Below are 23,812 nucleotides of genomic sequence, written 5' to 3'. Positions count from 1 at the left end.
GTGACTTCTGACGCTTTCCCGGCTGAAGCAGGTCCTACAAAATCGCGTCATTTCAGTAGGACCGGCTTTAGCCGGGAATTTGGTCTGGCGAATTATGCGTGGATCTTTGGTGCCGACACTGACCAGTCAAGCCGGTCAATCGCCCCGGTGCTGCTTGCGACATTGTCCAGGTACCGCTGAACGTTCTCGTGCTCCTGGGCATTGGTGAACAAACCAAGCTTGGTCCGGCGCCACAGGATGTCATCGGCCTTGGTCGCCCATTCCTCGCTGCACAGGTAATCCACTTCGCGGCTGTACAGACCGCCGCCCAAGTGTTCGCCCATATCGCTCAGTGTCTGAACGCCCTCCACAATGCGCCAGCTGCGGGAGCCATAAGTAATGGCCCAACGCTTGGCGATCTCTGCCGGCAGCCAGGTGCAACGCTGTTGCAGCTCGGCGGCCAGTGCCTGAGGCGTGGTCATGCTTTCACCGCCCGGCAGACTGGCTTTCGCGGTCCAGCTTGGCTTCATCTGCGGGAAGAACGGCGCGAGTTGCTGCATCGCCGATTCCGCCAGCTTGCGGTAGGTGGTCAGCTTGCCGCCGAACACGGAGAGGATCGGCGCTTCTTGAGCACTGCCCGACAGCGACAAGGTGTAGTCGCGGGTGATCGCCGACGGGTTGTCAGACTCGTCATTGCACAGCGGACGCACACCCGACCACGTGCTCAGAATGTCGGCGCGGCTGAGTTGCTTCTTGAAGTGGTCGTTGACGATTTTCAGCAGGTAATCGGTCTCGCCTTCGGTGATCGCTACTTTCCCCGGATCGCCGGAGTACTCGCGGTCAGTTGTACCGATAATGGTGAAGCGTTCCAGGTACGGAATGGCGAACACGATTCGCTGATCTTCGTTCTGCAGAATGAACGCGTTTTCGCCTTCATACAGCTTCGGCACGATCAAGTGGCTGCCCTGAATCAAACGAATGCCGTACTGCGATTCGAGCTTGAGGTCTTCACGAATGAACTTGGCCACCCATGGACCGGCTGCGTTGACCAGCGCTTTGGCGCGAATGGAAAACAGGCTGCCGTCCGCACGTTCCATGTTCATGTGCCACACGCCGCCGCTGCGACGGGCGCCCAGGCAGCGGGTCTGGGTATGAATGTGCGCGCCTTTTTCACGGGCGGCCATGGCGTTGAGGACCACCAGACGAGCATCGTCAACCCAGCAATCGGAGTACTCGAAGCCCTTGGTGATCGAGCTGTTCAGTGGACTGTTGGCGCCAAAGCGAATGGTCTTTGATGCTGCCAGCTTCTCGCGTTTGCCAAGGTGGTCATACAGGAACAGCCCGGCGCGGATCATCCACGCAGGGCGCAGGTGCGGGCGGTGAGGCAATACGAAGCGCATTGGCTTGACGATGTGCGGCGCTTTTTCCAGCAGCACTTCGCGTTCGGCCAGCGCTTCGCGAACCAGACGGAATTCGTAGTGTTCCAGGTAACGCAGCCCACCGTGGATCAGCTTGCTGCTGGCTGACGAGGTGTGGCTGGCGAGGTCATCCTTCTCGCAGAGAAAGACCGAGAGGCCCCGGCCCGATGCGTCTGCCGCGATACCGACACCATTGATGCCACCACCGATCACGGCAACGTCGTAGACCTCGGAAAGGGGTGGGGTCGGCAAACTGGACTGGGCCATCGGGGCCTCCTGAGTGTTCGATCGCGTTCGAATGCTGCGCTATGGGGAGGGCGAATTCGAACATTTATGTTCATTTCCGAAAATAGTAGCGCAATAAGGCGAACACAGCCACTCAGTATTTATTGAAAATACTGATGGGAGAGCGAGGAAAGGAACAAAAGTGAACATCGGAAGTGAAGCGAGCGCTGGAATCGCGCTCGCCCATGGATCGAGGGTTAAACCACTTCCAGCCGAATCTTGTTCTGCGTCAGCAGTTGCGCCAGTGCGGGCACAGGCGTCTGGTCAGTCACCAGGCAGTCGATCAGCGTGATCGGCCCCAGGCGAACCATCGCGTTACGGCCGAACTTGCTGGAGTCAGCAGCCAGAATCACCTGACGCGCGTTGGCGATGATCGCCTGGGAAACGCGCACTTCCTGATAATCGAAATCCAGCAGACTGCCGTCCTCGTCGATCCCGCTGATGCCCACAAGGGCGAAATCGACCTTGAACTGCGTGATGAAATCCACACTCGCCTGACCGACCACGCCGCCATCCCGGCGCACATTGCCGCCTGCCAGCAGCACTTCGAAGTCGTCCTTGCCGCTGAGAATCGACGCCACGTGCAGGTTGTTGGTGATGATCTTCAAGTGGTTGTGGTTGAGCAGCGCCCGGGCGATGGATTCGGTGGTGGTGCCGATGTTGATGAACAGCGACGCATGATCGGGTATCTGCGCAGCGATGGCCTCGGCGATGCGTTGCTTCTCATCACGCATCTGGTCGGCACGCATGGCGTAGGCAGTGTTTTCGATGCTGGAGTCGTAGGCCGCGCCACCGTGGTAGCGACGCAGGAGGTTCATTTCCGCGAGCTGATTGATGTCGCGGCGAATGGTTTGTGGGGTCACGACGAACAGCTGCGCCATTTCCTCGATGCTGACGTAGCCGCGCTCACGGACCAGCTCGAGGATCTGCTGTTGACGGGGTGGCAGATTCATTTTTTATCCTTCGGGCACGGGCGCCCATGATGCCGCAGGCAGCCATTACCTGTCAGCCGGAAAAAATGCCTCCGCCGCTCCGTTCAGGATCGCGCTTATTCAGCTTCTTCGTGGGGTTCCCAGTCGCGCGTACGGTCCACCGCCTTGCGCCAGCCGGCGTACAGTTTTTCCTTCTCGGCGTCATCGCATTGCGGCTCGAACTTGCGCTCGATGACCGCCTTGCCCTTCAGCTCGTCCAGCCCGCTCCAGAACCCGATCGCGAGGCCGGCCAGGTATGCCGCGCCCAGTGCGGTGGTTTCGCGCATTTTCGGGCGCTCCACCGGCGTGCCGAGAATGTCGGCCTGGAACTGCATGAGGAAGTTGTTTGCCACTGCGCCGCCGTCAACGCGAAGAGCCTTGAGCGGCTCGCCAGCGTCCTGTTGCATGGCGTCGAGCACGTCGCGAGTCTGGTAGGCGATGGACTCCAGCGCCGCACGAATGATGTGATCGACCTTGACGCCACGGGTCAGGCCGAACAAGGCGCCCCGTGCATACGGGTCCCAGTAGGGCGCGCCCAGGCCGGTGAACGCAGGCACCAGATAAACGCCATTGCTGTTCTTCACTTTGGTGGCGAAGTATTCGGTGTCCATGGAGTCGTTGACGATCTTCAGCTCGTCGCGCAGCCACTGCACGGTGGAGCCGCCGTTGAATACAGCACCCTCCAGCGCATACGCCACTTCGCCGCGCGGACCGCAGCCGATGGTGGTCAACAGGCCGTGATTGGATTTCACGGCTTTCTTGCCCGTGTTCATCAGCAGGAAGCAGCCGGTGCCGTAGGTGTTCTTCGCCTGACCCGGCTCGACGCACATCTGGCCGAACAATGCCGATTGCTGATCGCCGGCGATCCCGGCGATGGGGATGCCGCTTTTGCTGTGGCCGTAGACTTCGGACGACGACTTGACCTCCGGCAACATCTCCCGGGGCACGTCGAGCACATCGAGCATGCGCTGATCCCACTCCAGCGTATGGATGTTGAACATCATCGTGCGCGAGGCGTTGGTGTAATCGGTGACGTGCACCTTGCCGCCGGTAAATTTCCAGATCAGCCAGCTATCGACAGTGCCGAAGAGCAGCTCGCCACGGCGGGCGCGCTCGCGGCTGCCCTCAACGTGATCAAGAATCCACTTCAGCTTGCTGCCGGAAAAGTACGGGTCGATGACCAGACCGGTGGTGTCGCGGATGTAGTCTTCCAGACCGTCGCGCTTGAGCTGCTGGCAGATCTCGGTGCTGCGGCGGCATTGCCAGACCACGGCGTTGTAAATCGGCCGGCCGGTGTCTTTCTCCCAGACCACCGTGGTTTCACGCTGGTTGGTGATACCGATCGCGGCGATCTGGTTGTGGTGCAGGTTGGCCTGGGCCAGCACCTTGGTCATGCACGCAGTCTGGGTGGCGAAGATTTCCATCGGATCGTGCTCGACCCAACCAGGCTGGGGATAATGCTGAACGAACTCGCTCTGTGCGCTGCTCACCACGTTGGCATCACGGTCAAAAATGATGGCGCGGGAACTGGTGGTGCCTTGATCCAGAGCGATGATGTAATTCTTATTTTCGGTGTCGGTCATGGTGAATGCCTGTGATGAAACGAGATTCCGGAAACTGCCGTCCGTTTTGTTGCCTGTGCCAAGTGCCTTTGCGCACTGAATACCGGGATGGCGTCAAGGAAGCAAGCGGGATATTCGTATTCGAAAAAATATAGACGTAAACGAACCTTGTCAAAGGTCGAAAGCGAACCTTATCGATGAAAGTTTCGAGTCGCCGATATTAGTGGATAAGTCCTGCGCAAACGCAGGCATTTCGATAACCGATGGCCTAAAGTATCGGCAGCAAACAAGAAAGTGTCTGGCTGTCTGGAGCACTGCATGACCCCTGCATTGGATTTACTGAAAAAGGTTCGCGCCGAACATCGCGTGCACAGTTACGAGCACGATCCCAAAGCCGCCTCCTATGGCCTGGAAGCGGCAGAAAAACTGGATCTGGCCCCCGCTCAGGTGTTCAAGACCCTGCTGGCCAGCACCGAAAAAGGCGAGCTGCTGGTCGCGGTGGTCCCCGTCGTGGGCTCGCTGGACCTGAAAGCGCTGGCCCATGCCGCAGGCGCAAAAAAAGCAGAAATGGCTGACCCGGCCGCCGCCCAGCGTGCCACCGGTTATCTCCTGGGCGGGATCAGCCCGCTGGGACAGAAGAAAAGGCTGCGCACCTTCATCGATGAGTCCGCTCAACCCTTCGCGACGATTTTTGTCAGCGCGGGTCGACGCGGGCTTGAAGTCGAGCTGCCCGCCGCCGTACTTGCACAACACACCGGTGCCTCCTTTGCCCGGATTGGCCGGGAATGATTCGCCAGGTTCGTCAGAAATGCCTGACCCTTTCATGCGGTGATGCTGGCCGCAGATCCGCAGCGCCCGAACCGGGTCGCCGCATTTCTTCACACGGGGATGCCTTCCATGCAGCTTGAATTCCATCAGGTCGATGCCTTCACCGACCGCCCGTTCTCAGGCAACCCGGCAATGGTCTACCGCCTTGACGCCTGGCTTTCCGATCAATTGATGCAGCAGATTGCTTCCGAGCACAATTTGTCGGAGACCGCCTTTCTGGTCCGTGAAGCCCCGGCCTGGCACATCCGCTGGTTCACCCCGACCCATGAAGTGCCGCTCTGCGGGCATGCGACCCTCGCCAGCGCCTTCGTGCTGTTCGAGAAGTACGGCGAGAAGGCCGAAGTGATTCACTTCACCGGTAAATCCGGGCCGCTGAGCGTGAGCCGTGAAAGTCATCGGCTGGTCCTGGACTTTCCGTCGATGCCGCCCGCCGAACAGGGGGTGACGTTGGATATCGAGCGGGCTCTCGGCACCGCCGTCGTCGACGTGCTGAGTGCTGCGGAATTGCTCGTGGTGCTGGAATCCGAGCAGGCGGTTCGCGACTGCAAACCCGACTTTGCCGCCCTCGCGCGGTTGCCATGGCCGGGTGTGATCGTGACTGCCAAGGGTGACGGCGAACGCTACGATTTTGTCTCGCGCTACTTCGCGCCGGGCATCGGCATCAATGAGGACCCGGTCACGGGCTCGACCCACTGCAGCCTGATTCCCTACTGGTCGGCGCGTCTGAACAAGTTCAGCCTGACGGGTTATCAGGCATCGGCGCGGGGAGGGGAGCTGTTCTGCCGGCTGGAGGGTGACCGAGTGAAGATTGGCGGGCACGCGACGCTGGTGGCCAGCGGAGCGTTGATACTTGGATAGTGGATGCGGGGCTGAAGGTGCCTGATCGAGAATGACAGGCCTTCAGATCGCGACGTCCCGATGCACCGGTACGCTGCCCGAGGTTGGAAACAGCACCAGATGCTCGGCCGAGACTTCGAAGCCGACCTGATCCCCGGCGCGCAGATCCACGTGGCTGGGGAACAACGCCTCCAGCTGCGTGCCGGTCGGCAGTTGCAGGCGATACAAAGTGGCAGCGCCCTGAAACGTCAGGCTCGCAACGCGGGCCTTGATCGGGCTGTCGGGCGCATGAATGAGGTCGTCAGGACGCAGCAACACATCCATCGGGGTGCCGCGCGCGCCGGCGTAGGCACGATTGCCCCGCAGCACGCCCAATTCGGTCTGCACCGACTCGGCATCGATCAAGTGCCCGCGAATGAAATAACCCTGTCCGACGAAACTGGCGACATAAGGCGTCGCCGGCTCGTGATAGAGGTTGTAGGGCGTGTCCCACTGTTCCAGCCGACCGTCCTTGAAAACGCCGACATGGTCGCTCACGGCAAAAGCCTCTTCCTGATCGTGGGTCACCAGGATCGCGCTGGTGCCACGGGCCTTGAGAATGTCGCGCACCTCGTGGCTCAGGCGCCGACGCAACTCGCCATCCAGGTTTGAAAACGGCTCATCCAGCAGCAACAACTGCGGCTCCGGCGCGAGTGCGCGGGCCAGCGCCACACGTTGCTGCTGTCCTCCGGAAAGTTCGTGAGGGTGACGCGCGCCCAGTGCGCCCAGGTTAACCAGCTCCAGCATCTCCTGAACCACCTGCTTCTGGCGCGGATGGTTGCGGATGCCGAAGGCGATGTTGTCGGCGACCGTGAGGTGCGGAAACAGCGCGTAGTCCTGAAACACCATGCCGATGCGGCGCTTCTCCGGGGCCAGGGTAAAACCGGCCCGTGAAATGACCTCGCCGGCCAGCGTGATCTCGCCTTCGTGTACCGGCTCGAAACCGGCGATGGCGCGCAGGGTGGTGGTCTTGCCGCAGCCGGACGAACCCAGCAGGCACCCGATGTCGCCGGCATTCAGGTGCAGATTGAGGTTCTGCACCACCCGTTGGTCCTGATAACCGCAGGCGAGGTTATGCAGGGTCAGCAGCAGGGGCTGGCTCATGGGGCAGTAAAGGCCGGCGCCACGAGGAATTCAAGCAGGGCTTTCTGCGCATGCAGCCGGTTCTCGGCCTGATCCCACGCCACCGAACGCGGGTCATCCAGCAAGTCTTCGCTGATCTCTTCGCCACGGTGCGCTGGCAGGCAGTGCATGAAAATCACGTCTTCAGCCGCGCGGTCGAGCATTTCGCGGGTGACCTGGAACGGCTTGAACAGGGCCAGACGCTTGGCGGCTTCCTCTTCCTGCCCCATCGACGTCCAGACATCGGTGGAGACCAGATGCGCACCTTTCACCGCTTCGTGGGGGGCACGAGTCAGGGTCACGCGATCACCCGCCAGGGCCAGGAAATGCGCGCTGGGTTCGTAGCCTTCCGGGCAGGCGACCCGCAACTGAAAGTCGAACTGAATCGCTGCTTCTATATAGCTGTTGCACATGTTGTTGCCATCGCCGATCCACGCGACCGTTTTTCCCTGGATGGAGCCGCGATGCTCGAGGAATGTTTGCATGTCGGCCAGCAACTGGCAGGGATGAAGGTCATCGGACAGGCCGTTGATGACCGGTACGCGGGAATGGGCGGCGAATTCGGTGAGGTTGCTGTGGGCAAAGGTCCGGATCATCACGGCATCGACCATCCGCGACATGACCCGGGCGCCATCGGCAATCGGCTCGCCACGGCCCAGTTGGGTGTCCCGAGGAGAGAGGAAGATGGCCTGGCCGCCCAGCTGGATCATCCCGGCCTCGAACGAGACACGGGTCCGCGTCGAGGATTTCTCGAAGATCATCGCCAGGATGCGGCCCTTCAACGGCTCGAAGAGCACGCCTCGATTTCGCAGGTCCTTCAGCTCAACGCCGCGACGAATCACCCCGACCAGCTCAGCGGGGGTGTAGTCCATCATCGAGAGAAAGTGCCTTGCGCTCATCATTAACTACCTTGTCTGCAACAGACCGCAGATCCTCAAAGCCGGGTTTTTTTCGGAAAAACGGGCGAGACCTGCGGCGAAAGCCGCACGGGGCGACGAATAGGGAAGGCGCGAGGGTATAAGAAAATGTCGCCTGATGCCAAGGCCCGCCGTGACGGAAAATCGTCGTCGGACGTTCGGTAGCCTGAAAGCGGCGTTCGCAGGACGCTTTTCATGTAACGAAGTGCTACAGTCATGTTTCTGCGCAGGCCTTTCGCCATCGCATTAGTCCTGATCAGATCGCTCGCATGTGACACCCTTTGGCGTCACTGCGATTACTGCCTGATCCGTAACAGTCGCAAACCACTTTGCAGCCTTATGCGACATGCTTCACGCCGCGGAAACCCGGACGTTTCCTAAACCATCGGCGTGGGTTATAAAGGCCGCTTATGTCCTCCAAAGAGGTGGGGAATGGATTCAAAAGAGCAACAACTGACGGAACTGCTCGGGCTTACGGCTCGAACCCTTACGCACCTCACGGCGTCCATGACGTCGATGTCGTTCGAACTGATGCGCAGCGAAGACGAGGTCACACGTTCTGCGGGGCGTCGGATGATCGATCGCATGGCCACCATCAGCGCCGGACTCGACGAGCACTGGCGGCTGATCGGCGAACTCACCGGCATCCAGGTGTCTCAGGAGCAGATCGAAACGGTTCATGAGGTGCAGATGCAGCGCAAGGTGGTCACGCCCATCGGTGGCGCTGCTTCCTGAGTGACGCTTCCTTCATCGGGTGAGCTATCGGCTCGCCTGATGCAGCCCGATTCACGGCACTGACGTTTCTGGCGCATCGCCCGGACAGGTCCCATAGTTTTGTATCCGCGATCGGCTTGATCGCCCTATAAAAACTCGAGACTGGCGATGACCAAGACTCTCCACCACCGTGCCTGTCACCTGTGCGAGGCGATTTGCGGCCTCACCCTCGAAACCACCCTGCAGGACGACGCCACCACCCTGATCACCTCGATCAAGGGCGATGCGCAGGACACCTTCAGTCGCGGGCACATCTGCCCCAAAGCCGTCGCGCTGCAAGATATCCAGAATGACCCCGATCGCCTCCGGCAGCCCATGCAGCGCATTGGCAACGACTGGCAGCCGATCGAGTGGCAGGTGGCGTTTGATCTGATCGCCGAGCGCCTGGCCGATATTCAGGCGCGCCATGGTCAGAACGCGGTGGCGGTGTATCAGGGCAACCCCAGCGTGCATAACTATGGGCTGATGACCCACAGCAATTATTTTCTAGGGCTGCTGAAAACCCGCAATCGTTACTCCGCAACGTCTGTAGACCAGCTTCCCCATCACCTGACCAGTCACTTGATGTACGGCCACGGTTTGCTGCTGCCCATCGCCGACATTGACCACACCGATTTCATGCTCATCCTCGGCGGCAATCCGCTGGCGTCCAACGGCAGCATCATGACCGTGCCCGACGTCGAGAAGCGCCTCAAGGCGATTCAGGCCCGTGGCGGCAAAGTCGTCGTGGTCGATCCGCGACGCAGTGAAACCGCCGCGATCGCCGATCAGCACCTGTTCATCCGTCCCGGCGGCGACGCGGCGTTTCTGTTCGGCGTGCTGCACACCCTGTTTGCCGAAGGCCTGACCCGTGAAAGCCACCTTGCCGTTGATGGCCTGGAGGACGTCCGCGCGGCGGTCAGCGAGATGAATGCCGACGCCATGAGCCCTCGATGCGGTGTGCCTGCCGAGCAGATCAGGCAGCTCGCGCGGGACTTCGCCGCTGCCGAAAGTGCGGTGTGTTATGGGCGTATGGGTATTTCCACTCAGGCGTTCGGCACGCTGTGCCACTGGCTCGTGCAACTGATCAATCTGGTCACCGGCAATCTCGACCGTGCAGGCGGTGCGCTGTGCACCGAGCCCGCGCTGGATCTGGTGGCGTCCACCTCCGGCGGCAGCTTCAATCGCTGGCAGAGCCGCGTCTCGCAACTGCCCGAGTACGGCGGCGAGCTGCCGGTTTCTGCACTGGCCGAGGAAATGCTGACCCCTGGAGAAGGGCAGATCAAGGCGCTGGTTACGGTCGCGGGCAACCCGGTGTTGTCGACGCCCAACGGCCGTCAGCTTGACACCGCGCTTGAAGGGCTGGAATTCATGGTCAGCGTCGATTTGTACATCAACGAAACCACGCGGCACGCAGACCTCATCCTGCCATCGACGTCCGCGCTGGAAAACGACCACTACGACACCACGTTCAACATGTTCGCCGTGCGCAACGTCACCCGCTTCAACCGCGCGATCCTGGCCAAGCCCGAAGGCGCGCTGCACGACTGGGAAATCTTTGTCGGCCTCGCCCAGGCGTTCGCACTGAAAACCGGTCGCGAGCTGAAACCGACGATGCCGCCGGCGCAGATGGTCGATCGCGGTCTGCGCGCCGGGCTGTATGGTGATGCTTCGCCGTTTAAGTTGTCCCTGGAAACACTGGCGCAGTATCCCCACGGCCTGGACCTTGGCCCGCTCAAGCCCAACCTCGCTGCGCGCCTCAAAACGGTCAATCAGCGCGTGCAGGCCGCGCCGCCGGTGATCCTTGCCGATCTTGCTCGCTTCGCAGCGCAGACGGCTCCGCACGTCGACGGCCTCATGCTCATCGGTCGGCGCCACGTGCGCAGCAATAATTCATGGATGCACAATTACCATCGTCTGGTGAAAGGCAAGCCGCGGCATCAGTTGCTGATGCACCCCGACGACTTGCTCAGCCGAGGGTTGGTGGACGGACAGCGAGTCAGGGTCAGCTCGCGGGTCGGCGTGATCGAGGTCGAGGTCATGGGCAGCGCCGACATGATGCCCGGGGTCGTCAGCCTGCCCCATGGCTGGGGCCACGGTCGTCCGGGCGTGAAAATGGACATCGCGGCGGCACAGCCAGGTGAAAGCGCGAATGACCTGACTGACGAGCGGGCGCTGGACGGAGTTTCCGGTAACGCCGTGCTGAACGGGGTGCCAGTCACGGTTGCGGCGGCATGACGGTCATCGGGGCGATCAAGGCCAAGACCGAGCGTTATGCTCGGGAATCGTTTAGAATGCGCCACCGTGTCGACACATACAGTCGTAAAGTTTAGCCGAGGTGCTCCATGGATATTATCGAAACGATCAAAGATCAGATTGCCAGCAACACCGTTCTGCTTTACATGAAAGGCGCTCCGAATGCTCCCCAGTGCGGCTTCTCGGCCAAGGCTTCTCAGGCACTCATGGCGTGTGGCGAAAAGTTCGCGTACGTCGATATCCTGCAGAACCCTGAAATCCGCGCCAATCTGCCGAAGTACGCCAATTGGCCAACTTTCCCGCAGCTGTGGGTCGGTGGTGAGCTGGTCGGCGGTAGCGACATCATCACTGAAATGCAGGCCGACGGTTCGCTGCAGAAACTGGTGAAAGACGCTGTTGCGAAGAACGCCACTGCCTGATTTCGGCAGTCGCAAAAAAGCCCCGCTCTCTGCCGAGACGCGGGGCTTTTTATTGGGCGATGCTTTAAGACGATGTCCGGGACTGGAATCAGTCCTCTTCGCCCATCTGCGATTGCAGGTAGTTTTCGATGCCGACCTTGTCGATCAGGCCCAGCTGGGTTTCCAGCCAGTCGATGTGCTCTTCTTCCGACTCCAGAATGTCTTCCAGCATCTCGCGGCTGCCGAAGTCGCCAACGGTTTCGCAGTGCGCGATGGCTGCTTTCAAGTCGGCGTGGCCCTTGCGCTCGATGCGCAGGTCACACTCAAGCATTTCCTTGGTGTGCTCGCCGATCAGGATCTTGCCGAGGTCCTGCAGGTTTGGCAGGCCTTCCAGGAACAGGATGCGCTTGATCAGCTTGTCAGCATGTTTCATTTCGTCGATGGATTCGTGGTACTCGTGTTTGCCCAGCTTGTTCAGGCCCCAGTCTTCGTACATGCGCGCATGCAGGAAGTACTGATTGATCGCGACCAGCTCGTTACCGAGGATCTTGTTGAGATGCTGGATGACTGTGATGTCGCCTTTCATGATCGGGTCCTGTCGAAGGTATAGGTAATACAGGCGGCAAGTCTGAGCCCCCTCTATAACTCTGTCAAACCTAAGTTATTGAATAATAAGTGAAAATAAATAGGAATAAGAATGTTTGTGTTCCGCATCTTGTTGCTAAGCGATTGAATTAAAGGCATAAAAAAACCGGACAGTGTCCGGTTGTGTTTGAAATCGGTAATTCAGGCAGCTGAAAATTCTGCGGGGTAGGCGAGGGCGGCATGACTGGTTTGCAGCTCGGTCAGGGTTTCACGCACCACTTCCTTCGCCAGGCAGGCACATTTGCCGCATTTGCTGGCGACACCCAGGGTCTCGCGGACGTCACGATAACTGCAGCATCCTTCCATGATTGCTTCACGGATTTGTCCGTCGGTAACACCTTGGCAGAGGCAGACATACATATAAGAAACCGTCGCTGAGTGATTGGCTCAATGCGAGGGATACTAATGTTAATGAGAATGCTTGTCAAAACTACTCAGGCTTCTTCGCATGGCTACCGATGAGTGGTCGGCTGAGTTCCAATGCTCGTTCAGAGTGTGCGGTGAGGCGTAAACAGGTCCTGCCTAACGGCAGAACGTTTCGCCTTCGGCGAGTTACTTGGAAAAGCACCCCAAGTAACCAAGGGTGCTTGCTCCTGGTTGGGCCCGACTTCGTCGAGTTCCTTCACTCCGGTCTCGCTCCGTGGGCCCGCGCCGAACGGACATCCATGTCCTGACGGCGCTCTCGCGGCATCCATGCCGCTCGGCCCACTGCGCGAGACCTGCGTTCAGCCTGCACCCAAGTCGCGATTGGTGGTGTTTGAACGCTATGTGTATGAAGATCAAAAGCAGATCAAGGGCTTCCCGGCTGAAGCCGGTCCTACAGTCGGAGCCGATTCTAAGGGGGGGCTGATCGTTCCCGCGCTCTGCGTGGGCATGCATCCCGTGACGCTCCGCGTCACCTGAGCCCGGTCCCGCTGAATGCACCCGCTGCTTTTTAGTGGGACCGGCTTTAGCCGGGAAGGGGCCGGTCGGGGCGCTGACGGAGTGTGAGCCGTTCACTGCCTCTCGCTCCCCATCCCATAAAAAAACCGGCCACTTGGGCCGGTTCTTCAATCGCGCAGCAGCATCGACTTAGTCGTTGAAGTCGTGCCAGCCGCCCATTTCTTTCCACCGGTTGACGATGCCGCAGAACAGCTCGGCAGTCTTCTCGGTGTCGTAACGGGCCGAATGGGCTTCGCGGCCATCGAAATCGATGTCCGCCGACTGGCAGGCTTTCGCCAGGACAGTCTGACCGTACGCCAGGCCCGCCAGGGTCGCGGTGTCAAAGCTGGAGAACGGGTGAAACGGATTACGCTTCATGTCGAGCCGCGCAACTGCTGCGTTGAGAAAGCCCAGGTCGAAGCTGGCATTGTGACCCACCAGAATTGCGCGCTTGCAGCCATTGGCCTTTAGCGCTTTGCGAATGCCGCGGAAGATGTCGGTCAGCGCCGTTTCTTCGCTCACGGCCATGCGCAGCGGGTGATCCAGTTTGATGCCGGTGAACTCCAGTGCCGCCGCTTCAACGTTGGCGCCTTCGAAAGGTTCGACGCGGAAGAAGTAGGTGTGGTCCGGAAAGACAAAGCCTTTCTCGTCCATGCCAATCGTCGTGGCCGCGATTTCCAGCAATGCATCGGTGGCGCAATTGAAACCGCCAGTTTCTACGTCAACGACAACGGGCAGGTAACCGCGAAAACGGGCAGCCATCGGGTGCCGGGACCCTGTACCGCCACCGGAGCCTTCTTGCTCGTCTTCGTAATGTTCTTCACTCACGCGTGTTCCTCCAGCAGGCGCCAGCGCAGTTTTTCACCGGCGCGCAGCGGGATAACAGAAAGCTCGCCAAACGGCAGGCTGGCGGGGGCCGTCCACTCGTCACGAACCAGGGTAATGGTGTCAGTGTTGGCCGGCAGGCCATAAAAGGCCGGGCCGTGGAGACTGGCGAAACCTTCCAGCTTGTCCAGCGCATTGCGTGACTCGAATGCCTCGGCGTACAGCTCGATGGCGGCGAATGCGGTGTAGCAGCCGGCACAACCGCATGCCGCTTCTTTGGCGTGCTGCGCGTGGGGCGCCGAGTCCGTTCCGAGGAAGAACTTGCTGCTGCCGCTGGTGGCGGCATCGAGCAGGGCGACCTGGTGGGTGTTGCGCTTGAGGATCGGCAGGCAATAGAAGTGGGGACGGATACCGCCCACCAGCATGTGATTGCGGTTGTACAGCACATGGTGCGCAGTGATGGTCGCGCCGACATTGGCTGACGCTTCAGTGACGAACTGCACGGCGTCGGCGGTGGTGATGTGTTCGAACACCACTTTCAACGTCGGGAAACGCTCGACGACACGGCGCATGTGTTCATCGATGAAAATTTTCTCGCGGTCGAACACGTCGATGTCGCCGCGGGTCACCTCGCCGTGGATCAACAGCGGCAGTCCCACTTCGGCCATCGCCTCGAGCACCGGGAAGATCTTGTCGACGCTGGTCACGCCCGAATCGGAGTTGGTGGTGGCGCCTGCCGGGTACAACTTGGCGGCGTAGACGAAACCACTGGCCTTCGCGGCGCGAATCTCTTCGGGCTGCGTCAGGTCGGTCAGGTAAAGCACCATCAGCGGCTCGAAGCGACTGCCTTGCGGGCGCGCAGCGAGGATGCGCTGACGATAAGCGTCCGCTTGCTCGGCGTTGCGTACCGGCGGCACGAGGTTCGGCATGATGATCGCGCGGCCAAAAGTGCGCGCTACGTCGGCGACGGTGTGGGGCAAAACAGCGCCATCTCGAAGATGGATGTGCCAGTCGTCGGGGCGCAGGAGGGTCAGGCGTTCGGACATTGGGGATTCCAGGCGGGTCAAACTCGCTGGGAATGCTACCGGAAAAGACTCCTCCAGGCACTCGCTATCAAGTTTTGCGGGAAGTTACCGATAGCCACGTGTAAGTCATAAATCCTGTTACACGTAAATTCAGTGGAGCCTCCCGTGCGCCAGCGATATCTAGCTCTGCTCAGCGCGTTTGCCAGCCTGCCGGCCATGGCGCTCACATTCCAGACCCGTCTGGAGAATATTGAGTGGAAGGTGGAAGGCGACCAGTTCGAGTGCAGGCTGACGCAGCCGATCACCGATTTCGGTGCTGGAGAGTTCGTGCGTCGCGCGGGTGAGCAGCCGACGTTTCGCTTGAAAGCCAATGGCTACAGTCTGGCGTCCGGTTCGGCCATGTTGATTGCCGCCGCGGCGCCGTGGCAGCCGGGTCGCAGTGACCTCAATCTTGGCGCGGTGAGAGTCAGCGGCGGCGAGATTCCTTTCAATACCAACCAGGCCCAGGCCACACGCCTGATCGCGGGCTTGATGGAAGGGCGCAGCCCGGTGTTTCGTCATTCTCTGCGCGATGGCGGCGGCGCGATGGAAGTCCGTCTGTTGCCAGTCAAATTCAGCAAGGCCTACGGCGAGTTTCAAGTGTGTACGGCGAAGCTGTTGCCGATGAATTTCGAGCAAGTGCGTCAGTCCGAGATCGGCTTCCCTGGCGGCGGCATCGAGCTGGACGCCAAGGCCAAACGCCAGCTGGACACCGTGCTGGCTTATATGAAGGCTGATCCGACGGTCAATCACGTCGAACTCGATGGTCACTCTGACAACAGTGGTAACCGATTGACCAACCGCGATCTGTCGCGGCGTCGTGCGCTTTCGGTCATGGACTACCTCAAGGCCCAAGGCATCCCGGAAGAGCAGATAACCCTGCGCTTCCACGGCGAGCAGTACCCGCTGGCGCCCAACACCAACAACGCCAATCGCGCGCGCAACCGCCGGGTGAACATTCACCTGGAGCGTGTGGCGCAGCAGACTCCGGCCATACCGCCCGCTGCTGCACCCGCTCCGGCGCCGGCCCCATTGCCTGGGCCTGCCGCAACGCCAACCCCCGGCGCTGCGCCTGTGACAGCAGCCAGTGCGACCCCCGCCAAGGCGTCTTGATGCTGCGCGGCCAGGTCGTCTGACTGACAGAATCTGTCGCTTTGTCGTCAGAAGCTGTCGCGACACTGTAAATTCCTGCGCGTGATCGGTAAACTCGTCGGTTTTCCGTACAACGCGTTGGAGTGATGGCATGGCGGACGTAAACAAGGTAGTTCTCGCGTATTCCGGTGGCCTGGATACTTCGGTAATCCTCAAGTGGCTGCAAGATACGTACAACTGCGAAGTGGTGACCTTTACCGCTGACCTGGGTCAGGGCGAAGAAGTCGAGCCGGCACGCGCCAAGGCACAAGCCATGGGCGTCAAAGAAATCTACATCGACGATCTGCGCGAAGAATTCGTGCGTGATTTTGTGTTCCCGATGTTCCGCGCCAACACCGTCTATGAAGGCGAGTACCTGCTGGGTACTTCCATCGCGCGCCCCCTGATCGCCAAGCGCCTCATCGAAATCGCCAACGAAACCGGCGCCGACGCCATTTCCCACGGCGCTACCGGTAAAGGCAACGACCAGGTCCGCTTTGAACTGGGCGCCTATGCGCTCAAGCCTGGTGTAAAAGTCATTGCGCCATGGCGCGAGTGGGACCTGCTGTCCCGCGAGAAGCTCATGGACTATGCCGAGAAGCACGCGATCCCGATCGAGCGCCACGGCAAGAAAAAATCCCCGTACTCGATGGACGCCAACCTGTTGCACATCTCCTATGAAGGCGGCGTGCTGGAAGACACCTGGACCGAGCACGAAGAAGACATGTGGCGGTGGACAGTTTCCCCGGAAAACGCGCCGGACAAGCCGCAGTACCTGGAGCTGACCTACCGCAACGGAGACATCGTGGCACTGGACGGCGTTGAAATGACTCCGGCCACTGTACTGGCCACCTTGAACCGCATTGGCGGCGAGCACGGCATCGGTCGTCTGGACATCGTCGAAAACCGCTACGTCGGCATGAAATCCCGCGGCTGCTACGAGACCCCGGGCGGCACCATCATGCTGCGCGCTCACCGTGCGATCGAGTCGATCACCCTGGACCGCGAAGTCGCTCACCTTAAAGACGAGCTGATGCCGAAATACGCCAGCCTGATCTACACCGGCTACTGGTGGAGCCCTGAGCGTCTTATGCTGCAGCAGATGATCGATGCGTCGCAGGCCCACGTGAATGGTGTCGTGCGCCTGAAGCTGTATAAAGGCAACGTCATCGTGACCGGTCGCAAGTCCGACGAGTCGCTGTTCGATGCCAACATCGCGACGTTCGAAGAAGACGGCGGCGCCTACAACCAGGCAGACGCTGCGGGCTTTATCAAGCTCAATGCATTGCGCATGCGGATTGCAGCGAACAAAGGCCGCAAGTTGTTCTGATCGTTGTCGTGATTGATGTGCAGCCCTTGTTCAGGGCTGCACTCATTACAGCTGTCCTCCGTATGCCGCTGCCGCTGCCGCTGCCGCTTCACCTGCAACCGTTACTGATCCGACACCGGCCGGTTGTTGCCGTCGTTCAAGAGCAGTAATACACGCTCTTGCGCTGTGCGTTATCTCCTGCCTCAATCTGGCAAATCTGTCTCCCCGCCAGCGGCTTTCTCAGCCGTATCCCCCTGCGAAGTTGTACGAAACTCAAAACGATAGGCTTTGCCGATGTCCCAGATATCGCGTACGCCGACACCCAGTAGTTGAGCGATCTCCGGAACGGTGTAACCCAGCGCCGAGTAATGCATGGCATGCCCGGCAGTGGCGTCGTCCAGGGTTGCCGGTTCTCGTTGCCGGGATGCGCGTGACCGGCGAACAGGCTGGAAGTAGCGGATTTTCAGGCCGTTCTCGCTGGCCAAACGCTTGATGTCCTTTTGGTTCATGCGCAGCGAGTATTGCAGCGCGGCGACACCAGCTCCCTTGGCCACAAGGCCCTTGAGCAGGTCGACCTTGGTGCACAGCTCGGCTTCCGGATCGGCCTCTCGGGTTTGCCTCGACGCTTCCGTCTCCCGCGACTCTCCTTCTGCAATAACGTTAATGACGCCGCCCTGGGAAACATAGCGCTCTACCGCCTCCGCCAGTTTGATAGGGTCACTGCTTGCGCCAATGGAGTATTTTATTTTCTTGGTCATGGTAGGTTCCTTTGAACATATCAACTAAACAGCCTTCACTGCCGGGACGTTCACGCTTAAGAGCGTTTAAACACTGAATGGCTTATTCAAGCCGAAGAGCGGCCTGCGCACGGATTACTGTCATATAGAAGCGCCAGTATTTATGTGTGCAATAATCTTATATTGTGATAAGAGCCACTAACTATTAGTGGGCTGAACCATTCGCTCATCAAAAAGTAACGACTGGTAATAGGTTTGGCAAGTAAAAAGCCAAAAAATAGGGGGTTTGTTTTTTAATTCCTTTCGGTGAAGTTCTTTGCGGTAATAATAATCCGTTAGTTATGTAGTATTTTTCTGGAATGGCCTGAGGGTGCTGGATGTTATCGTCTGAATGGTATTACGTGAGAGGCGGGCCAGCCCCTCGTTTTAATAGGGGGTGATGTGAGGCGGTCGTTATAAGTTGGGTAACCCGGTTCGAGGGAGGGAAAGTGACGTAACTATCTGGCCCCCTCCCGGTACCCCGTATCAAGGCGGGACCAGTTGAAAGTTAATCCGGACTGTTCAGAAATTTCTGAACACGCTGTAGGTCCTTTCGAGTATTTAAGATGTAATCAAACTCTTCGAGTTCGCCTGTGTCATTTAACCAAGTGTGTGCGGTCGCATACGGTTCCCATGGCCTGCAATATTTTATGATTTTTGTTTGCTGGCGGCCCGGCAATATGGGCATATGCTGAAGCCATACGCCCAAGGTGAATGGGCTTAAACCCATTGGCCTGAGTCAGTGCCCACAGAGATAACCATTTTTCCCGAGCGTCCAGGAAAGCCCTGGATTTCCGCGTATTCAAACCCGTCGGCGGAGCAGGCGGTTCGCCGACCTGCCTTAGGACAAATCGCGCTATCAACCCGGATTCATATAGTGAGAACTGCTCAGCGTATTCAGGATTCAAAAATTACCACTTGCGGTCTCGGACATTATGCGGTCACGTACTGAGACGGGATTGAACATCGTAAAAAATAGAGCGGATAGGGCAGGTTTTGTAGGATTTTTCTGTTGGTTGAGTGAGAAAGGTCTTTGCCTGCTGATCTGCAGGGAGGAGCGCCATGCAAAGCACTAAACGACTAAGCTATTGTGCGGGCTCTGAAAATTCGAACAGCGAAGAATGGACTGCTCATGAATAAAGTGTTGATCGTGGATGATCACCCTGTCATCAGGCTCGCCGTACGCATGTTGATGGAACGCCATGGCTACGAAGTCATTGCCGAGACGGATAACGGCGTGGATGCGTTACAACTGGCGCGCGAGCACTTGCCGGACATTGTCATTCTGGACATCGGTATCCCCAAGCTCGATGGCCTTGAGGTTATCGCCCGATTGTCGGCGATGACGCTGGCCTTCAAGGTGCTGATCCTGACTTCCCAGGCACCGGGGCATTTTTCAATGCGCTGCATGCAGGCGGGTGCTGCAGGTTATGTCTGCAAGCAGCAGGATCTGACCGAGTTGCTCAGCGCCATCAAGGCGGTGTTGTCCGGCTACAGTTATTTCCCCAACCAGGCGTTGCACACTGTGCGCTCCAGTCTCGGCAATGCCAGTGAGGCGGAGATGGTGGATCGTCTGTCGGGAAGGGAAATGATGGTGTTGCAGCAGTTGGCCCGTGGCAAGACCAACAAGGAAATCGCCGACGGCATGTTCCTGAGCAACAAAACCGTCAGCACGTACAAGACGCGCCTGCTGCTCAAGCTCAATGCGCATTCGCTGGTCGACTTGATCGAGCTCGCGCAACGAAACGGGTTGGTCTGATGGCCGTGAGAGGACGGTGTCTGAGGGCGGCGTCATCAGCTGATGCCGCCAAGCCTCTCTGTCGGGAGAGGCCTGCTGCTCGAGTTCCGTCCAGGCCGGCTCAGAAATCGAAGTCGTAATCCGCAAGCTGACGTTGCAGGCGACGCTCTTCCAGAAGGTTGTCGATCGTGCGGCGCTTGCTGAGGTTGGTCTTGGCGGTTTCTACCGGCGCGGGCGGGACTTCGTCCGGGTCCTCGATCACGAAGTCGTCGTCAACTTCGACTTCGATGGTGTCTTTTTCATCGCTCATGATTCAGCCTCAGGCGTGAACGGTCGTTGGCGCTCCTTATAACGACAAACCCTGCGCGGGTAAAAAAGATTTTTTTAATCGATCAAAGCCTTGAGACGCTATCGTTCAATCGTCAGAGGTCTTGGCCTTGTACTCGCACAGGTCTTCGATCCGACAACTGCCACACCGGGGCTTGCGCGCGATACACACGTAACGCCCGTGAAGGATCAGCCAATGGTGCGCATCCATGAGGTAATCCCTTGGCACGAATTTCATCAGCTTGTTTTCAACTTCCACCACGTTCTTTCCTGGCGCGATGCCGGTACGGTTGCTGACGCGGAAGATGTGCGTGTCGACTGCCATCGCCAACTGGCGGAACGCGGTGTTCAGGACCACATTCGCGGTCTTGCGGCCCACGCCGGGGAGGGCTTCGAGGGCCTCTCGGGTCTGAGGCACCTCGCCGCCGTGCAATTCAATCAGCAAACGGCACGTTTCGATCACGTTTCGGGCCTTGCTGTTGTACAGGCCAATGGTTCTGATATAGGCAGACAAACCCTCGACACCCAGCGCGTAAATCGCCTTAGGCGTATTAGCGACCGGGTAGAGACGCGCCGTGGCCTTGTTGACGCTGACATCGGTGGCCTGTGCCGAGAGAATCACGGCGATCAGCAGCTCGAACGGCGTGGTGTAGGCCAGTTCGGTTTTGGGATCGGGATTGTCTTCGTGCAAGCGACGAAAGATCTCAAGGCGTTTGGCGGCGTTCATGGGGTGGGCTTTTCCTGAAAAGACGGTGCTGCGGGCGCCGGGTTCTGCAATTGGGCCAGCGCGTGCTCTGCCTCGTCGAGGCCACGCTGCAGCTGCACGAGTTGCGCAGCTTGTTCGGCAATCGGCGGGTGACCAAAGGCTTTCAACGACTTCAGCAGTTGAGCTCTGCTCATGGCGACCTGGGCGCGTGCCTGTTTTAACGCCGCGTCACTGCCTGTCGACGGTTTTGAGCGAATCCGCGCCAGGGCAGCTTGCGCCGGATCTGGCTGGAGAACGGCCGGCGTGACGGTCCGTAACGGGCGAGCCTGGCGTTCGGCCTGGCGTCGCTGCTCATCGCGCTGCAGGCGGGCCGAGCGCGCATCAAAGCGTTGCCGCGCACGACTGCGTTTGACGGCCCTGACGGATCGCTGCTCTTCATCCATCGCGCAATCACCAATGAACGGCACGGAGGTCACTGGCAACGGCAGCATGTCGATGCAGTCGACCGGGCAGGGCGCAACGCACAGATCACAGCCGGTGCATTCCTGAACGATGACGGTGTGCATCAGCTTGGCGGCGCCAACGATGGCGTCCACGGGGCAGGCTTGAATGCATTTGGTGCAACCGATGCATTCGGCCTCGCGAATGAACGCGACTTGCGCCGGCGCGCGGCCTCGTTCGATGTCCAGTTGCAGCACCGGCACTTTCAGCAGTCGAGCCAGTGCTGCGATGGTCTCGTCGCCGCCGGGTGGACATTTGTTGATGGCTTCGCCGCTCGCAATGCCTTCGGCGTAGGGCTGGCAGCCTGGATGGCCGCACTTCCCACACTGGGTTTGCGGCAGCAAGGCGTCGATGCGCTGAATCAGGCTCATGCTTGGACCAGATCGACGACCCGAGCGGGCCGTCGATAACGTGCAGAATGTTACGGTTCGGGTCGGGTTACTTGATGCGCTGACCGGGCTTGGCGCCGCTGTCAGGGCTCAGCAGGTAAATCTCTTCACCGCCAGGACCCGCTGCCATCACCATTCCTTCCGAGATACCAAAGCGCATTTTCCGCGGCTTCAGGTTGGCGATCATCATGGTCAACCGACCCTCCAGCTCCGCCGGGTTCGGGTAGGCACTCTTGATGCCGGAGAAGACGTTGCGCTTCTCGTCGCCTATATCCAGCGTCAGGCGCAGCAGCTTGTCGGCGCCTTCGACGTGCTCGGCTTTCTCGATGAGCGCGACGCGAAGGTCAATCGCCGCAAAGGCGTCGAAGTCGATCTCCGGAGAGAGCGGGTCTTTCGTCAGCTCGCCATTGCCCTGCGGTGCCGCACCTGTGTCGGTGGCGCTGGCGGCCAGGTCTTCTTTCGATGCGTCGGTCATGGCTTCCACTTTTACGGGGTCGATGCGGGTCATCAGCGGCTGGAACGGGTTGAGCTGATGATTGCTCAGCAGCGTCTGGTGGTCGTTCCAGGTGAGTGGCGCGACGTTGAGGAACTGCTCGGCGTCTGCGGCCAGATTCGGCAGCACAGGCTTGAGGAAGATCACCAACTGACGGAACAGATTGATGCCCAGGGCGCAGATCGCCTGAACCTCGTCCTGTTTGCCTTCCTGCTTGGCCAGCGACCACGGCGCCTTTTCGGCAATCCAGGCGTTGGCGCGGTCGGCCAGCGCCATGATTTCGCGCATCGCGCGGGCAAAGTCACGCGCCTCGTAGGCGTCGGCAATGCTCGGCGCTGCGGTGCGGAAAGCGTCCGTCAACTCGGGCTCGGCATTGCCGGCCACCAGCAGACCTGCGTTGCCTTTCTGAATGAATCCCGCGCAACGGCTGGCAATGTTCACCACCTTGCCGATCAGGTCAGAGTTGACCTTCTGCACGAAGTCTTCAAGGTTCAGGTCGAGATCATCGACGCCACGGCCCAGCTTGGCCGCGTAGTAGTAACGCAGGTATTCCGGCGACAAATGTTCGAGGTAGGTGCGTGCCTTGATGAAGGTACCGCGGGATTTCGACATCTTCTGGCCATTGACGGTCAGGTAGCCGTGTACGTTGATGCCGGTAGGCTTGCGGAATCCCGAACCCTCGAGCATTGCTGGCCAGAACAGCGCGTGGAAGTTGACGATGTCTTTGCCGATGAAGTGGTAAAGCTCGGTGGTCGAATCCTTGCGCCAGAACGCGTCGAAGTCCAGCTCCGGACGGCGCGCGCACAGATTCTTGAAGCTCGCCATGTAGCCGATCGGCGCATCCAGCCATACGTAGAAATATTTGCCCGGCTCGTCGGGGATCTCGAAGCCGAAATACGGCGCATCGCGGGAGATGTCCCACTGCTGCAGGCCGGAATCCAGCCACTCGGCGATCTTGTTCGCCACGGCGTCCTGCAGTGTGCCACTTCGCGTCCAGCTCTTGAGCATGGCATCGAACGCAGGCAGGTCGAAGAAGAAATGCTTGGAATCACGAAGTACCGGGGTTGCACCGGAAATCGCGGACTTGGGGTCTTTCAGGTCAGTCGGGGCGTAGGTGGCACCGCACTTCTCGCAGTTGTCACCGTACTGGTCTTCGGTGCCGCATTTCGGGCAGGTGCCTTTGATGAAGCGGTCGGCCAGGAACATTTTCTTTTCCGGGTCGAAATACTGCGTCACGGAGCGCGTGGCAATGTGGCCGGCGTCGCGAAGATGTTTGTAGATCTCGCTCGACAGCTCGCGGTTTTCTTCGGCGTGGGTCGAGTGGAAGTTGTCGAAATCCACCAGAAAGTCAGCGAAGTCGGCGCTGTGCTCGGCCTGCACGTTGGCGATCAGTTGCTCGGGCGTGATGCCTTCTTTTTCGGCGCGCAGCATGATGGCCGAACCATGGGCGTCGTCTGCGCACACATAAATGCACTGGTTGCCGCGGTGCTTTTGAAAGCGCACCCACATGTCGGTCTGGATGTACTCGAGCATGTGGCCAAGGTGAATGGAACCATTGGCATAGGGCAGGGCGCTGGTGACGAGAATCTTGCGTGGCTCGGACATTGGGCTCGGCTACTTGA

At 59.5% G+C, this 23,812-nt stretch carries 21 protein-coding genes and 1 pseudogene; 8 read left to right on the top strand and 14 right to left on the bottom strand.

The features are described 5' to 3' along the window. Nucleotides 1-92 precede the first annotated feature (92 nt). From glpD to glpK, 3 genes are all read right to left on the bottom strand, one after another. Nucleotides 93-1,664: a glycerol-3-phosphate dehydrogenase gene (gene glpD, locus AC07VF_RS02315; protein WP_495008692.1), complete on the bottom strand. Its 1,572-nt coding sequence runs from the start codon at nucleotides 1,662-1,664 to the stop codon at nucleotides 93-95. Between the two features lie 215 nt (nucleotides 1,665-1,879). After that, nucleotides 1,880-2,635 carry a DeoR/GlpR family transcriptional regulator gene (locus AC07VF_RS02310; RefSeq protein WP_074888955.1) on the bottom strand — a complete coding sequence of 252 codons (756 nt, stop codon included), beginning with the start codon at nucleotides 2,633-2,635 and terminating at the stop codon, nucleotides 1,880-1,882. Between the two features lie 95 nt (nucleotides 2,636-2,730). Further along, on the bottom strand, nucleotides 2,731-4,236 hold the full coding sequence (gene glpK, locus AC07VF_RS02305; protein WP_192171593.1) for a glycerol kinase GlpK: 1,506 nt from the start codon (nucleotides 4,234-4,236) through the stop codon (nucleotides 2,731-2,733). A 297-nt stretch (nucleotides 4,237-4,533) separates the two neighbouring features. On the opposite strand from glpK, the gene ybaK reads away from it, so the two are divergent. Together ybaK and AC07VF_RS02295 are read left to right on the top strand one after the other, a co-directional pair. Further along, nucleotides 4,534-5,004 (top strand): Cys-tRNA(Pro) deacylase, encoded by a 471-nt coding sequence (gene ybaK, locus AC07VF_RS02300; protein ID WP_192171592.1) that lies wholly within the window; start codon nucleotides 4,534-4,536, stop codon nucleotides 5,002-5,004. Between the two features lie 108 nt (nucleotides 5,005-5,112). Beyond that, nucleotides 5,113-5,901, top strand: coding sequence for a PhzF family phenazine biosynthesis protein (locus tag AC07VF_RS02295; protein ID WP_346627491.1), 789 nt, complete (start codon nucleotides 5,113-5,115; stop codon nucleotides 5,899-5,901). A 42-nt stretch (nucleotides 5,902-5,943) separates the two neighbouring features. Here AC07VF_RS02295 and AC07VF_RS02290 read toward each other — a convergent pair whose 3' ends face one another. Next, nucleotides 5,944-7,023, bottom strand: a complete 1,080-nt coding sequence (locus tag AC07VF_RS02290; RefSeq protein ID WP_192171590.1) for an ABC transporter ATP-binding protein — start codon at nucleotides 7,021-7,023, stop codon at nucleotides 5,944-5,946. Next, nucleotides 7,020-7,940 (bottom strand): ornithine carbamoyltransferase, encoded by a 921-nt coding sequence (gene argF / locus AC07VF_RS02285; protein WP_192171589.1) that lies wholly within the window; start codon nucleotides 7,938-7,940, stop codon nucleotides 7,020-7,022. Before argF ends, AC07VF_RS02290 begins: the two co-directional genes overlap by 4 nt. A 450-nt stretch (nucleotides 7,941-8,390) precedes the next feature. Between argF and plzR the strand changes: the two genes are divergently transcribed. The 3 genes from plzR (at nucleotide 8,391) to grxD (ending at nucleotide 11,386) form a co-directional block, all read left to right on the top strand. Then, nucleotides 8,391-8,693, top strand: coding sequence for a PlzR type 4 pili assembly inhibitor (plzR, locus tag AC07VF_RS02280; protein ID WP_192171588.1), 303 nt, complete (start codon nucleotides 8,391-8,393; stop codon nucleotides 8,691-8,693). 147 nt (nucleotides 8,694-8,840) lie between these two features. After that, nucleotides 8,841-10,949: a molybdopterin oxidoreductase family protein gene (locus AC07VF_RS02275; protein WP_495008693.1), complete on the top strand. Its 2,109-nt coding sequence runs from the start codon at nucleotides 8,841-8,843 to the stop codon at nucleotides 10,947-10,949. 107 nt (nucleotides 10,950-11,056) lie between these two features. Then, nucleotides 11,057-11,386: a Grx4 family monothiol glutaredoxin gene (gene grxD / locus AC07VF_RS02270; protein WP_065992552.1), complete on the top strand. Its 330-nt coding sequence runs from the start codon at nucleotides 11,057-11,059 to the stop codon at nucleotides 11,384-11,386. Between the two features lie 88 nt (nucleotides 11,387-11,474). Here the strand turns inward: grxD and bfr are convergent, their stop codons facing one another. The 4 genes from bfr to pyrC form a co-directional block, all read right to left on the bottom strand. After that, nucleotides 11,475-11,951, bottom strand: coding sequence for a bacterioferritin (bfr, locus tag AC07VF_RS02265; RefSeq protein ID WP_065992554.1), 477 nt, complete (start codon nucleotides 11,949-11,951; stop codon nucleotides 11,475-11,477). Nucleotides 11,952-12,151: 200 nt separating this feature from the next. Next, nucleotides 12,152-12,370 (bottom strand): bacterioferritin-associated ferredoxin, encoded by a 219-nt coding sequence (locus AC07VF_RS02260; protein ID WP_065992556.1) that lies wholly within the window; start codon nucleotides 12,368-12,370, stop codon nucleotides 12,152-12,154. 711 nt (nucleotides 12,371-13,081) lie between these two features. Further along, a complete protein-coding gene (gene rnt, locus AC07VF_RS02255; protein WP_122536107.1) occupies nucleotides 13,082-13,759 on the bottom strand; it encodes a ribonuclease T in 678 nt (225 codons plus the stop codon). Further along, nucleotides 13,756-14,802 carry a dihydroorotase gene (pyrC, locus tag AC07VF_RS02250; protein WP_495008694.1) on the bottom strand — a complete coding sequence of 349 codons (1,047 nt, stop codon included), beginning with the start codon at nucleotides 14,800-14,802 and terminating at the stop codon, nucleotides 13,756-13,758. Before pyrC ends, rnt begins: the two co-directional genes overlap by 4 nt. A gap of 144 nt (nucleotides 14,803-14,946) precedes the next feature. On the opposite strand from pyrC, the gene AC07VF_RS02245 reads away from it, so the two are divergent. Together AC07VF_RS02245 and AC07VF_RS02240 are read left to right on the top strand one after the other, a co-directional pair. Then, nucleotides 14,947-15,933, top strand: coding sequence for a flagellar protein MotY (locus AC07VF_RS02245; RefSeq protein ID WP_423572193.1), 987 nt, complete (start codon nucleotides 14,947-14,949; stop codon nucleotides 15,931-15,933). A 130-nt stretch (nucleotides 15,934-16,063) separates the two neighbouring features. Then, nucleotides 16,064-17,281: an argininosuccinate synthase gene (locus AC07VF_RS02240; RefSeq protein ID WP_007938916.1), complete on the top strand. Its 1,218-nt coding sequence runs from the start codon at nucleotides 16,064-16,066 to the stop codon at nucleotides 17,279-17,281. Nucleotides 17,282-17,463: 182 nt separating this feature from the next. Here the strand turns inward: AC07VF_RS02240 and AC07VF_RS02235 are convergent, their stop codons facing one another. Further along, entirely contained in the window at nucleotides 17,464-18,018 is a 555-nt protein-coding gene (locus tag AC07VF_RS02235) for a hypothetical protein (RefSeq protein WP_495008695.1), read from the bottom strand. Between the two features lie 1,150 nt (nucleotides 18,019-19,168). Between AC07VF_RS02235 and AC07VF_RS02230 the strand changes: the two genes are divergently transcribed. Further along, nucleotides 19,169-19,795, top strand: a complete 627-nt coding sequence (locus tag AC07VF_RS02230) for a response regulator transcription factor (protein WP_037012286.1) — start codon at nucleotides 19,169-19,171, stop codon at nucleotides 19,793-19,795. Between the two features lie 100 nt (nucleotides 19,796-19,895). Here AC07VF_RS02230 and AC07VF_RS02225 read toward each other — a convergent pair whose 3' ends face one another. The 4 genes and pseudogenes from AC07VF_RS02225 to metG all read right to left on the bottom strand — a co-directional run bounded on the left by AC07VF_RS02225 (nucleotide 19,896) and on the right by metG (nucleotide 23,795). Next, a complete protein-coding gene (locus AC07VF_RS02225) occupies nucleotides 19,896-20,084 on the bottom strand; it encodes a PA3496 family putative envelope integrity protein (protein ID WP_192171584.1) in 189 nt (62 codons plus the stop codon). 105 nt (nucleotides 20,085-20,189) lie between these two features. Further along, nucleotides 20,190-20,828 carry an endonuclease III gene (gene nth / locus AC07VF_RS02220; protein WP_495008696.1) on the bottom strand — a complete coding sequence of 213 codons (639 nt, stop codon included), beginning with the start codon at nucleotides 20,826-20,828 and terminating at the stop codon, nucleotides 20,190-20,192. 20 nt (nucleotides 20,829-20,848) lie between these two features. Beyond that, nucleotides 20,849-21,784 (bottom strand): annotated as a pseudogene (gene rsxB / locus AC07VF_RS02215) (electron transport complex subunit RsxB); the annotation flags it as partial. Beyond that, nucleotides 21,747-23,795: a methionine--tRNA ligase gene (metG, locus tag AC07VF_RS02210; RefSeq protein WP_495008697.1), complete on the bottom strand. Its 2,049-nt coding sequence runs from the start codon at nucleotides 23,793-23,795 to the stop codon at nucleotides 21,747-21,749. The gene metG and the pseudogene rsxB, both read right to left, overlap by 38 nt. Between the last annotated feature and the right edge of the window lie 17 nt (nucleotides 23,796-23,812).

Source organism: Pseudomonas sp. GW821-FHT02H06 (assembly GCF_059421525.1).
Note: the sequence above shows the minus strand (reverse complement) of the source record. Positions and strands in the feature narration are given on the sequence as shown.